Raw genomic sequence first — 12,298 nt, 5'->3', positions numbered from 1 at the left:
AGGCCCTAGGGCAGTTCGGGCAGCTCCGGGGCGGTGACGGCCGGGCGCTCGGCGAGTGCGGCCAGCGCGATGCGGACGCCCTCGGCCAGCTGCGGGTCCTCGCCGTTGGCCCACTGGTGCGGGGCGATCGGCACCTCGACGTCCGGGTCCACGCCGTGGTTCTCCACGCCCCAGCCGTAACCCTCCAGCCAGAACGAGTACTTGGGCTGGGTGACGCCGGTGCCGTCGACCAGGCTGTAGCGGCCGTCGATGCCGATCACGCCGCCCCAGGTACGGGTGCCGACCACCGGGCCGATGCCGAGCGCCTGGATCGCCGCGTTGACGATGTCGCCGTCCGAGCCCGAGAACTGGTCGGCCAGCGCCACCACCGGGCCGCGCGGGGCGTCCTGCGGGTACGGGGCGGGGGTGGCCAGGTCGCGGGCGTAGTCCCAGCCGACCACCTTGCGGGTGAGCTTCTCGATGATCAGCTGGGAGGTGTGGCCGCCGCGGTTCTCCCGCAGGTCGACGATCACGCCCTCCTTGGACATCTCGACCCGCAGGTCGCGGTGGATCTGGGCCCAACCGCCCACCTGCATGTCCGGGACGTGCAGGTAGCCGAGCCGCCCGTCGGAGAGCGCGCGGACGGCGGCCCGCCGGCCGGCCACCCAGTCGTGGTAGCGCAGCGCCTCCTCGTCGGCCAGCGGCACCACCACCGGGTGTCGCTCGGTGCCGTCCGGGCCCGCGACCGTGAGCTCGACCGGCTGGCCGGCGGTGCCCGCCAGCAGCGGGGCCGGGCCGGTGACCGGGTCGACCGGGCGGCCGTTCACCGCGAGCAGCGCGTCCCCGGGCCGGACGGCCGCACCGGGGGCGGCCAGCGGGGAGCGGGCGCGCGGGTCGGAGGACTCGCCGGGCAGCACCCGGGCCACCCGCCAGACCTCGCCGTCCTTCACCAGGTCGGCGCCGAGCAGGCCCTGACGGCGCGCCGGCTCGGTGCCCCGGCCGGGCGGCATCACGTAGGCGTGCGAGGTGCCCAGCTCGCCGACGGTCTCCCAGAGCAGGTCCACCAGGTCGTCGTGGCTGCCGAGGCGGTCCACCAGCGGACGGTAGCGGTCCAGCACCCCGGCCCAGTCCACCCCGCCCAGGTCGGCGCGCCAGAAGTTGTCCCGCATCAGGCGGCCGTTCTCGTCGAACATCTGCCGCCACTCGGCCGCCGGGTCCACGGTGATCCGCAGCCGGTCCAGGTCCACCGTCAGGTCGTCGTCCTCACCGGCCTTGTGGTCCGCCGGGACCACCCGGACGGTGCCCTGGTCGAGGACCACCACCCGGCCGGCGTCGCCGCTGAGCGCGAAGCCGTCCAGCTCGGAGACCAGCTCCTCGGCCCGGCGCTTCTTGAAGTCGAAGCGCTCCAGCACCGGGCGGGCCTCGTCGTCGTCCAGCGAGGCGGCGTTGTCGCCGAGCATGCCGAGCAGCGGGTACCTGGTCCAGAGCACGCCGTCCTTGACCGCGCGCAGGCCGCCGAACTGGCCGCCCTCGACCGGGAAGGCGATGATCCGGTCGGCGATCCCCTCCAGGTCGACCCTGGTCTCCGGGGCCTTCTCCTTGTCCTGCTCCTTCGCCTCCTCGCCGTCCTTCTTCTCCTCGTCCTTCTTCTTGGCGGCCGGCTCCTCGTCCTCGCCGGTGAGCGAGCGCCCGGCCCGCTGCGGGCCGAAGGGCGAGGGGGTGTCGGCGGCCAGGGTGACCAGGTACGGGCGGGCACCGGTCGGGAAGGAGAGGTCGAAGACGTGCGCGTCGTAGACCGGGTCGAAGTTGCGGACCGAGAGGAACGCCAGGTGCTTGCCGTCGGCGGTGAAGGCCGGGGCGTAGTCGACGAAGCGCTGCGGGGTGACCTCGGCCACCGAACGGTCCGTCAGGTCGGCCAGCACGATCTGCCGCAGCGACTCGGCGCCGAGGGTCGGCTGGGACCAGGCCAGGTGGCGCGAGTCCGGTGAGAAGGCCAGGCCGGTGACCTCGCCCTGGCCGCTGCGGGCCAGCTCGTGGACGGTGCCGTCGGCCAGCAGGAGCTGGAGCACCCGGCCGTCGTGCACGGCCAGCGCCAGGCTGGCGCCGTCCGGGGAGACCACCATCGAGTGCACCCGGCCGAGCTGCCCGGCGGCCAGCACCCGGCGCTCGGCGCCCAGCACCTCGGGGGCGTGCACCAGGGCGTCGTCGCCCTGGGCGTCGGTGATCCACACCGCACCCTGCGGGCCCTTCGCGCCGTCCTCGCCCTCGGCCCCGGGCACCACCCGGGCCAGCCGGTTGCGCACCCCCGGGGTCTCGTCCAGCACCCGGGCCGGACCCTCCTGGTGGGTCAGCCAGTGCACCGAACCGCGGACCACCACGGCGCTGGCGCGGCCGGTGCGGTCGGGCGCGACGGTCTCCAACTGCCCTGCCGCGGCGACCGGGTGGGGTCGGCGGCCGGAGCGCGGGCCGGCCGGGGTGACCTCCAGGCGGCGCGGCTCGGCACCGTCCAGGTCGTCCAGGAGCCACAGCTCGCCGGCGCTGTGCCAGATCACCCGGGTGCCGTCGGTGGTGGCGTTGCGGGCGTAGAAGCCGCCCTGGTCGGCGGTGTGGCGGCGCAGGTCGGAGCCGTCCGGGAGGCTGGAGTACAGCTGACCGGTGCCCTCGTGGTCGGCGAGGAAGGCGATCCGGTCGCCGACCCAGAGCGGGGAGTCGATGTTGGCCTTGCCGTCCAGCTCGGAGTGCAGGCGGGTGAACTCGCCACCGCGCTCGCCGATCCAGAGCTTCCCGGCGGTGCCGCCCCGGTAGCGCTTCCAGTAGGCGGGCTCGGTGGTCAGCGGGGCCAGCAGCAGCGTCCGCGGGCCGCCCGGCTCCTCGGCCAGCCCGCCGATCGGCCCGAACGGCAGCCGCTCCGGCTCGCCGCCGTCCAGCGGGATCGCGAACGCCCAGCTGCGGCGCATCGTCTCCTGCCCGGCCGGGCTGACCGCGACCGGGCGGCCGTCGGCGGTCCAGCCGCGCAGCCGGGTGCGGGGCGCGCCCCAGTGGGTCAGGCGCCGGGACGGGCCGCCGTCGGCGGGCGCCACGTGGATCTCGGACGCACCGTCCCGGGTGGAGGTCCACGCGACGTGCCGTCCGTCCGGCGAGAACCGGGGGTGGCTCACCGGGACCTGGTCCGCCGTCAGGCGCCAGGCCCGGCCGCCGTCGATCGGGGCCAGCCAGATGTCGTCCTCGGCGACGAAGGTCAGCAGGTCGCCGTGCAGGTGAGGGTGGCGCAGGTAGGCGCCGGCAGAGGTCGTCACGGCGGCCACCCTATGCAGGGGGTCGGCCGGGGGCCATGCGTTTCTTTGTCAGCGAACCTTGGGGCGCCGGAGGCGCCGCCGACGGTCGGGGTTCGGCGGCTCGGGATGGGCGGCCCGGGGCGGGTGACTCAGGCCCAGCGGCCGGTGCGGCCGAGCAGGAGGGCGCCCGCCGCGACGCCTGCGGTGGAGGTGCGCAGGACGGACGCGCCCAGACGGTGCGGCTTCGCCCCGGCCTCGGCGAAGGCGGCCAGCTCGTCCGGGGAGACCCCGCCCTCGGGGCCGACCACCAGCACCAGGTCCCCCGCGGCCGGGAGGGCGGCGGTGGCCAGCGGCTCGGAGCCCTCCTCGTGCAGGACGGCGGCGAAGGAGGCGGCGGCGAGCAGCGGGGCCAGCTGACGGGTGGTCATGAGGTCGCGGACCTCGGGGAAGCGCAGGCGGCGGGACTGCTTGCCGGCCTCCCGGGCGGTGGAGCGCCATTTGGCCAGCGCCTTGGCGCCCCGGTCGCCCTTCCACTGGGTGATGCAGCGGGAGGCGGCCCAGGGGATCACCACGTCCACCCCGACCTCGGTCATGGTCTCGACCGCGAGCTCGCCCCGGTCGCCCTTGGGAAGGGCCTGGACCACCACGATCCGGGGCGCCGGCTCCGCCTCCTGACGGACCGCCAGCACCTCGACGTCCAGCGCGTCCTTGCCGTGCACGGCGCGCACCGCACCCTCGACGCCGAGCCCGAGCCCGTCCGCCAGGGTGACGGCCTCGCCGGGCTCCAGCCGCTTGACGGCCGCCGCGTGCCGCCCCTCGGGCCCGTCCAGCCGCACCACCGAGCCGGGGGCGGCCCCGGCGAGCAGTGTGGACTCCACGACGAACACGGGGGCGGTCATGCGGTGCTACTCCTCGGTCGGATCGCCGTCTCAGCGACCGTTGAACGCGTCCTTCAGGCGGGAGAACAGGCCCTGCTGGCCCGGTGCGAACTGACCCGAGGGCCGCTCCTCGCCGCGGAGCACGGCGATCCGCCGGAGCAGTTCCTCCTGCTCCGGGTCGAGCTTGGTCGGGGTCTGCACCTCGACGTGCACTATCAAGTCGCCCCGGCCGCCGCCGCGCAGGTGGGTGATGCCCCGACCGTGCAGCGGGATCGACTGGCCGGACTGGGTGCCGGGCCGGATGTCGACCTCCTCCAGCCCGTCCAGGGTCTGCAGCGGCACCTGGGTGCCGAGCGCGGCCGCCGTCATCGGGATGGTGACGGTGCAGTGCAGGTCGTCCCCGCGCCGCTGGAAGACCGCGTGGCTGGTCTCGGCGATCTCGACGTAGAGGTCACCGGCGGGGCCGCCGCCGGGGCCGACCTCGCCCTCGCCGGCCAGCTGGATCCGGGTGCCGTTGTCCACACCGGCCGGGATCTTGACCGTCAGGGTGCGGCGGGCGCGGACCCGGCCGTCGCCGGCGCACTCGGGGCACGGGGTCGGCACGACGGTGCCGAAGCCCTGGCACTGCGGGCAGGGGCGGGAGGTCATGACCTGGCCCAGGAAGGACCGGGTGACCTGGGAGACCTCGCCCTTGCCGCGACACATGTCACAGGTCTGCGCCGAGGTGCCGGGGGCCGCGCCCTCACCGTTGCAGGTGGTGCAGGTGACGGCGGTGTCGACCTGGAGCTCCTTGGTGGTGCCGAAGGCGGCCTCCTCCAGGGTGATCTCCAGGCGGATCATCGCGTCCTGGCCGCGCCGGGTGCGCGAGCGCGGGCCGCGCTGGCCCGAGGCCGCACCGAAGAACGCGTCCATGATGTCGGAGAAGCCGAAGCCCGCCGCGCCCGCGCCGAAGCCGCCGGCCCCGCCACCGCCGTTGGGCGAGAGCGGGTCGCCGCCGAGGTCGTAGACCTGGCGCTTGGCCGGGTCTGAGAGCACCTCGTAGGCGGCGTTGATCTCCTTGAACCGCTCCTGCGTCTTGGGGTCCGGGTTGACGTCCGGGTGCAGTTCGCGGGCGAGGCGCCGGAACGCCTTCTTGATCTCGTCCTGCCCCGCATCCCGTCGGACGCCGAGTACCGCGTAGTAGTCCGTGGCCACCAAATGCTCCGCTTGTTCCGCCTCTAGAAGTGCTGCGACTGGTCCTGAACAGTGCTGATCTTCGAGCTGTTCCTACGACTCGCCTACGACTCGGCCAGGATCTGGCCCACGTACCGCGCCACCGCTCGCACCGCCCCCATTGTGCCCGGGTAGTCCATCCGGGTCGGTCCGATCACGCCCAGCTTCGCGACACTCTGATCGCCCGAACCGTAACCGACCGAGACCACCGAGGTGGAATTGAGGCCCTCGTAGGCGTTCTCGTGGCCGATCCGGACCGTCATCCCCGCGTCCGCCGTCTCACCCAGGAGACGGAGCAGGACGACCTGCTCCTCCAGGGCCTCCAGCACCGGCTGGATGGTGAGCGGGAAGTCATGGCCGAAGCGGGTCAGGTTGGCCGTGCCGGCCAGCATGATCCGCTCCTCGTTCTGCTCCGCCAGGGTCTCGAACAGGGTGGCCAGCACGGTGGAGACCGTCGGCCGGTCGGCGGGCTCGAAGGTGGACGGGAGGTCCTCCAGCAGGCCCGGGACCTCCGGCAGCGGCCGGCCCACCGCCTGGGCGTTGAGCCGGGAGCGCAGGTCCGCCAGGACCGTCTCGCCGACCGCGCCCGGGCAGTCCACCATCCGCTGCTCGACCCGGCCGGTGTTGGTGATCAGGACCAGCATCACCTTGGCCGGGGCCAGTGCCACCAGCTCGACGTGACGGACCGTCGAACGGCTCAGCGAGGGGTACTGGACCACCGCGACCTGCCTGGTCAGCTGCGCCAGCAGCCGGACCGTGCGGGCCACCGTGTCGTCCAGGTCCACCGCGCCGTCCAGGAAGTGCCGGATGGCCCGGCGCTCCGGGGAGCTCATCGGCTTGACCTCGGCCAGCCGGTCCACGAACAGCCGGTACCCCTTGTCGGTGGGGATCCGGCCCGCACTGGTGTGCGGCTGGTGGATGTAGCCGTCCTCCTCCAGGGCCGCCATGTCGTTGCGCACGGTGGCCGGGGAGACGCCGAGGTTGTGCCGCTCGACCAGGGCCTTGGAGCCCACCGGCTCCTCCGTCCCGACGTAGTCCTGGACGATGGCGCGCAGCACCGCGAGCTTGCGGTCGTCCAACGGCCGCTCGCCGTACATGGCACCCACCTCCCTCTCGGCCAGGCCCGCTGGCACTCAGACGGGCAGAGTGCCAGGGCAGTACCAGCCAGTGTAAGGCCCATGGGTGACGGCAGGAACGGGGCGCTCAGGTGATCCTCGTTGCTCCGTCAGTTGGGCCTCGCCCCGGGGGCGGTCCGGTAGTGGCAGCATCGAAAGCGGACATACCGGGATACAAGGAGCAGACATGTCATCAGGACGGCGCACCCGCTTCGCCCCGGACCGAGGTCTGACGGGCCGGATGGTCACCACCATGTTCGTCATCGGGCTGCTGTACGTGGGCTTCACCGGGGTGCTGATCGTGCTGCTCCGCGGGGCCTGGCCGCTGGTGGTGCTGATCTCCGGCGGGCTCTTCGTGGCGCAGTTCTGGTTCAGCGACCGGATCACCCAGCGCGCCATGGGCGCCCGCGAGGTCACCCCCGAGGAGTACCCGCAGCTCCACGGCACGGTGGACCGGCTCTGCGCCCTGGCCGACATGCCCAAGCCCCGGGTGGCGGTCACCGACACCGACATGCCCAACGCCTTCGCCACCGGCCGCAACCCGCAGAACGCGGTGGTCTGCGTCACCACCGGCCTGCTGCGACGGCTGGAGCCCGAGGAGCTGGAGGGCGTGCTCGCCCACGAGCTCTCGCACGTCGCCCACCGGGACGTCGCGGTGATGACCATCGCCGGCTTCCTCGGCGTGCTGGCCGGGGTGATCACCCGGATCGCGCTCTACGGCGGCTTCCTGAACGGGCGCGGCAGCAAGGACAACAACGCCGCCATCGCGATGATCCTGATCCCCCTGGTCAGCATGGTGGTCTACGCGGCCAGCTTCCTGCTCACCCGCCTGCTCTCCCGCTACCGCGAGCTGGCCGCCGACCGCGCCGCCGCCCAGCTCACCGGCCGCCCCAGCGCACTGGCCTCCGCCCTCACCAAGGTCACCGGCCAGATCTCGGCCATCCCCACCGAGGACCTGCGCCGGGCGCAGCCGTACAACGCCTTCTACTTCGCACCCGCGCTGAGCGCCCGGGAGACGGCGAGTCAGCTGATGTCCACCCACCCGTCGCTGGAGCAGCGGCTCGACCAGCTCGGGCGGATCTCCGCCGAACTCGGCCGCTGAGGGGAGCCGCACGCGCCATGGGATTCCTCGACTCGCTCTTCGGCCGCAGCAAGCCCGTCCGCCCGGACCTGGACCAGCTGTTCGCCGTCCCCTCCGCCGCCCTCACCCTGGAGGCGGGCGCCGGCTTCCGCCCGACCGGCCTCGGCTCGGTCTGCTTCGCCGCCGTCGAAGGCGGCGCCTTCGGTGAGGTGACCCGCCAGGTCACCGCCCTGCTCGACGCCGACACCGGCCGCGGCGGCACCCCGGTCGAGGCCTCCCGGGACTCCTACGGCTACTCCTGGCTGCTGGCCCGGCACGCCCCCGAGGAGCTCCCCGAACTGGTCAACGACCTGCACGCGGTCAACGGCGAGCTGGAGGCCAACGGCTTCGGGCCCCAACTGCTGTGCTCCATCGTCTCGTTCCGCGACGGCGCCGACCGGCCGCTCGGGCTGGTCTACCTCTACAAGCGCGGCACCTTCTACCCCTTCGCCCCGCTGGCGGGCGGAGTGGAACGGCGCGACAACGCACTGGAGCTCCAGGTGAAGGCGCTGCTCGCCGACGACCTCAAGGTGGAGCCGGAGCTCAACCGCTGGTTCCCCGTCTGGGGAGCACCCGGGCTGTGACGGGGCGTCGGCTCAGGGACGGTCGTACCAGGAGAAGGCGGTGATCCTCCAACCGTCCCGGGGCGTGCGGACGAACTGCATCGTCTTGGTGCCCGTGCCCTCGTACACGGCGCCGTCGAGGAAGCCCGACTTGGCGTACTCGCCGAAGCGACAGGCGATGTCGCCGGCGATGTCGGTGCGCTCGCTGGTCTCCCACTCGTGGAACTCGGTCAGGCGGCCGTTCGCGAGCAACTCCTCGCGGGGAGCGACGAACTCCTCGACGGAGTAGACGGTGTACCTCGGCCCGGTCACCACGATCACCCCGCCCGGCACCATCAACCGGCGGATCCGCCCGACGTCGGCGGGCTTGCCGTCCCGGTTGTCGAAGGCGCCGAAGAACTCGGCGGTCAGGGCGTCGATCTCGCGCTTGGCTCCGTCGCCGGGGGCCGCGCCGTTCGAGGCCGTGTCGTTGGAGGCCGCGTCGTTCGAAGACATGCCCGGACAGTAACAGTGCAATGGCACCGAGCGGGAGGGGTCCGGTCAGCCCAGTGCCCGGCACCTGCGGACGTGGTCCGCCCCGTGCCGGTACCAGGCGGCGGCGACCTCCCGGCCGTTCGGAAGGACGTGCCGGGCCGGGCCCTCGGCCGGGACGAACCCGGCGGCCTCCAGCGTCCGGAGGCCCGCCCGGTTGGTGACGGCGGTCCCGGCCCGGACGGTGGCGAGGCCGAAGTGACGGTGCGCCAGGTCGGTGACCGCCGCCGCGACTTCGGCCCCGAAGCCCCGGTACCGGTAGTCCGGAGCCAGCCACCCGCCGATCTCCCGGGCCTCCAGGTTCAGGGAGGCCATCCCCGCGTAGCGCCGGTCCTTCCGGTGCACCACCGTCAGCAGGCCGACGAGGCCGGCGGTCAGCGGGGTCGGCCGACGCAGCCCGGGGTTCAACCGACGGCGCTGCTCCGCCGTGAAACGGCCGTTCCCCAGCCGCAGCAGGTCGGCGACCAGCTCCTCGGTGTACGCCTCGTCCCGCACCAGACCGAGCTGCTCCCGGGCCTCCTCGTCCGCGCTCATGGCGTCCAGCACGATCACGTCGAGCACGGTCCGCGGCGTGTAGAGGTCGAAGTGCCCCGTCCTGATCCAGTGCCGCCCGTCACCGCAGCCCCGTCCCGGTACGCGACGCAGCGCCCAACTCCCGGTCATCCCCAGCCCCCCGATCCGGTGCACGACGGCCCGGACCCTACCGCACCCGTCCGAACACCGCGCCGTACCCTGACGGCCCATGAGATCCGACCTTCCGGGCCTGCTGCGCGCCCTCCGCTCCCCCGATCCGGCCGTCCGGGACGACCACGCCTACGTCCGGCTGGCGGAGCTGGTCCCCGGCCTGGAGGAGGCCGAGCGGTCCCGGCTCGGGGACGAGCTGGCCGGGTGGTTCGGCGATCCCGAGGTGCACGTGCGGAGCTTCGCCGCGCTGGTGCTGGCCCGGCTGGTGGAGGCCGGTGCCCACCGGGCGGAGTGGGTGGAGGAGTTCGCGCGCTGGTACCCCGCGGAGCCCGACCTGCGCGGGTACGACGCCGGGCTCGGCTGGCTGCACGCCGCCGCGCACGGGGCGGACCTGCTGGCCGCCTTCGGCCGGCACCCGGCGGTGGAGCCCGCGCCGCTGCTGGAGCTGGGGGCGCGGCGGCTGCTGGCGCCGACGGGGCAGGTCTTCGACTCCATGGAGGACGACCGGATCGGCTGTGCGCTCGGGGTGGTGCTGACCCGGGCGGAGCTGACGGAGCGTGAGTCGGTGGGGTGGCTGGACCTGGTGGCCGAGGAGTTCGGCCGGGGAGAGCCCGGGCCGATGCCGCCGTTCGCGTCGAACACCCTCCGCACCCTCCGGGTGGTCTACCTGCTGGCGGACCGCGGGGTGCGGCCGCGCGGGCACCAGGGGGAGCCGCTGATGCTCCGTCACCGGGCGGCGGTGCGGGAGGCGGTGGCCGGCGTGCTGAGGATCGCGGCACCGTATGCGGGGTGACGGGCGGGGGCGGCTCGTAGACTCCGGGGAATGCGGAGCAAGGAGTACGGACCCGACCTGACCCCGCCGTGGAAGCGGCAGCAGCCGGCGCCCGAGGTGGCGGCGGAGCGCGACCTGGTGGTGGAGGAGGCGGCCACCGGGTACTGCGGGGCGGTGGTGCGGTGCGAGAAGACCGCGGAGGGGTTCACCGTCACGCTGGAGGACCGGTTCGGGAAGCAGCGGGTCTTCCCGATGGTGCCGCGCGGCTTCCTGCTGGAGGGCCGGGTGGTCACCCTGGTCCGGCCGGTGGCGGCCAGGACCGGGCCGCCGCAGGGGCCGGGACGGACCGCCTCGGGCTCGGTGGCGGTGCCGGGGGCTCGGGCCCGGGTGGCCCGGGAGTCGCGGATCTACGTGGAGGGGCGGCACGACGCCGAACTGGTCGAGCGGGTCTGGGGCGACGACCTGCGGATCGAGGGCGTGGTGGTGGAGTACCTGGAGGGCGTCGACGACCTCCCGGCCATCGTCGCGGAGTTCGGCCCGGGGCCCGGGCGGCGGCTCGGGGTGCTGGTCGACCACCTGCTGCCGGGGACCAAGGAGCACCGGATCGCTCAGCAGGTGACCGGGGCCGACGTCCTGGTGGTCGGCCACCCGTACATCGACGTCTGGGCGGCGGTGAAGCCGTCCAGCGTGGGCATCCCCGGCTGGCCGGAGGTGCCGCGCGGGGAGGAGTGGAAGCTCGGGGTCTGCCGTCGGCTGGGCTGGCCGGAGGACACCCCGGCGGCCTGGAAGCGGATCCTGGCCTCGGTGAACTCCTTCCGCGACCTCGACCCGGCGCTGCTGGGCCGGGTCGAGGAGCTGATCGACTTCGTGACGGCGGGTCAGGAGGGCTGAGCCGCCCGGCTGTCGGCACGAGCCCCCACGGGGCGGCGGTCGGCGCGGTCGGTGCGGTCGGCAGCTACGGTGCGGTTGGTGACGAAGAGCCGGGGCCAGAGGTACAGCACCACCGGGTAAACCGCGTAGCCGATCCTGGTCGCCGGCGAGAGCAGGATCGCCAGCAGCAGCCCGAGCGCCAGCCGACCGGCCGCCGCCGTCACGTCACGCGGCGGCCGGACCACCAGGGAGACCCCGACGGCCACTGCGCTCAACCCGATCAGCACCACCGCGACCGCCTTGCCGTGCTCGGGCAGCAGCGTGACCAGCAACTGCCCGAGCAGCGGGCTGGCGGCGGTGGAGGTGGTGCCGCTCAGGCCGAACGGGTAGAGCAGCACGCTCTGCCGGAAGGCCTCCGGATCGACCACCAGCACCGGTACCACCGCGACCAGCGCGACCGCCCCGGCGGCCGCGGTGAACCGCAGCGCCGCGCGGCGCCCGGACCGGACCGCGAGGAGCACCAGCAGCACCGGCACGGCCGGCCAGGCCGTCCACTTCAACGCCGCCGCCAGACCGGCGACCACCCCGGCCCGGCCGGCCTCGCCGCGCTGGGCGAAGGCCAGGGCCAGGCAGAGCAGCGCGATCACCGGCGGGTCCACCCCGCCGATCGCCAGCGGCAGCGCGACCACCGGGCAGGCCACGATCCAGAGCAGCCGGGTGAGCCGGTCCGGCCCCACTGACGCGCCGTCAGCTGACGGCCCGGTGGCGACCAGCCGTACCGACCACACCAGCGCCGCCAGGGTGCCCAGCACCAACCAGAGCCTGGCTCCGGTCAGCGCCCCGCCGCCGAACAGCGCGGCCGGGAGCCCGAAGAGCGACATCCCGGGCAGGTACGGGTTGAACTCCTTCACCGCCTGCGGCGCGTGCAGGTACGGAGTACCGGTGTCGAGCAGCAGGCGGGCACCCCGCTCGATCACCCCCACCTCCATCTGGGCCCGCCCGAGCACGGTGAGCCAGACCAGCGGCACCACCAGTGAGCCGAGGACCGCGACCACCGCAGCGGCCCGCCCCCAGCGCGCCCGGGTACCGAGTGCCACCAGCGCGGCCACCCCGTAGCCGGGCCCGGCGAACACGCCCCACCACCGCTGGGCCGTCCCGGGCGGCGAGGAGAGCCCGACCGCCAGCGCCGCGACCGCGCTGACCAGGAGCAGCGGCAGGCACCAGGACGACCACCGGTCGGCCGCCGGGCGCACCGGAACGCGGCCGATCGGCCGTGGGGAGAACACACTCATCCGGCCA

At 74.1% G+C, this 12,298-nt stretch carries 11 protein-coding genes; 4 read left to right on the top strand and 7 right to left on the bottom strand.

Features of this window, described 5'->3' with window-relative positions; all coding sequences use genetic code 11:
• Positions 1-5: 5 nt before the first annotated feature.
• The 4 genes from ACWEPF_RS30470 to hrcA all read right to left on the bottom strand — a co-directional run bounded on the left by ACWEPF_RS30470 (position 6) and on the right by hrcA (position 6,441).
• Complete coding sequence (locus ACWEPF_RS30470) at positions 6-3,284, bottom strand: S41 family peptidase (protein ID WP_452175095.1); 3,279 nt, start codon at positions 3,282-3,284, stop codon at positions 6-8.
• Between the two features lie 119 nt (positions 3,285-3,403).
• Positions 3,404-4,153 carry a 16S rRNA (uracil(1498)-N(3))-methyltransferase gene (locus ACWEPF_RS30465; RefSeq protein ID WP_452175094.1) on the bottom strand — a complete coding sequence of 250 codons (750 nt, stop codon included), beginning with the start codon at positions 4,151-4,153 and terminating at the stop codon, positions 3,404-3,406.
• A 30-nt stretch (positions 4,154-4,183) separates the two neighbouring features.
• On the bottom strand, positions 4,184-5,326 hold the full coding sequence (gene dnaJ, locus ACWEPF_RS30460) for a molecular chaperone DnaJ (RefSeq protein WP_345282462.1): 1,143 nt from the start codon (positions 5,324-5,326) through the stop codon (positions 4,184-4,186).
• An 83-nt stretch (positions 5,327-5,409) separates the two neighbouring features.
• Entirely contained in the window at positions 5,410-6,441 is a 1,032-nt protein-coding gene (hrcA, locus tag ACWEPF_RS30455; protein ID WP_345282460.1) for a heat-inducible transcriptional repressor HrcA, read from the bottom strand.
• A gap of 205 nt (positions 6,442-6,646) precedes the next feature.
• Here hrcA and htpX point away from each other — a divergent pair, with 205 nt between their 5' ends.
• On the top strand, positions 6,647-7,561 hold the full coding sequence (htpX, locus tag ACWEPF_RS30450; protein WP_452175093.1) for a zinc metalloprotease HtpX: 915 nt from the start codon (positions 6,647-6,649) through the stop codon (positions 7,559-7,561).
• A gap of 17 nt (positions 7,562-7,578) precedes the next feature.
• Positions 7,579-8,163, top strand: a complete 585-nt coding sequence (gene pspAB, locus ACWEPF_RS30445; RefSeq protein WP_449795500.1) for a PspA-associated protein PspAB — start codon at positions 7,579-7,581, stop codon at positions 8,161-8,163.
• 12 nt (positions 8,164-8,175) lie between these two features.
• Here the strand turns inward: pspAB and ACWEPF_RS30440 are convergent, their stop codons facing one another.
• Entirely contained in the window at positions 8,176-8,637 is a 462-nt protein-coding gene (locus ACWEPF_RS30440; protein WP_452175092.1) for a DUF4440 domain-containing protein, read from the bottom strand.
• A gap of 45 nt (positions 8,638-8,682) precedes the next feature.
• Positions 8,683-9,360 (bottom strand): GNAT family N-acetyltransferase, encoded by a 678-nt coding sequence (locus tag ACWEPF_RS30435; protein WP_452175091.1) that lies wholly within the window; start codon positions 9,358-9,360, stop codon positions 8,683-8,685.
• Positions 9,361-9,415: 55 nt separating this feature from the next.
• Between ACWEPF_RS30435 and ACWEPF_RS30430 the strand changes: the two genes are divergently transcribed.
• Both ACWEPF_RS30430 and ACWEPF_RS30425 read left to right on the top strand, forming a co-directional pair.
• A complete protein-coding gene (locus tag ACWEPF_RS30430; protein ID WP_452175090.1) occupies positions 9,416-10,150 on the top strand; it encodes a DUF2785 domain-containing protein in 735 nt (244 codons plus the stop codon).
• A gap of 30 nt (positions 10,151-10,180) precedes the next feature.
• Positions 10,181-11,020, top strand: a complete 840-nt coding sequence (locus tag ACWEPF_RS30425; protein WP_345282450.1) for a DUF3097 domain-containing protein — start codon at positions 10,181-10,183, stop codon at positions 11,018-11,020.
• Here ACWEPF_RS30425 and ACWEPF_RS30420 read toward each other — a convergent pair.
• A complete protein-coding gene (locus ACWEPF_RS30420) occupies positions 11,008-12,291 on the bottom strand; it encodes a glycosyltransferase 87 family protein (protein WP_452175089.1) in 1,284 nt (427 codons plus the stop codon). The genes ACWEPF_RS30425 and ACWEPF_RS30420 overlap by 13 nt on opposite strands.
• Positions 12,292-12,298 lie beyond the last annotated feature (7 nt).

This window comes from Kitasatospora sp. NPDC004289 (assembly GCF_053602875.1).
This window is presented reverse-complemented; position numbering and strand designations above follow the sequence as displayed.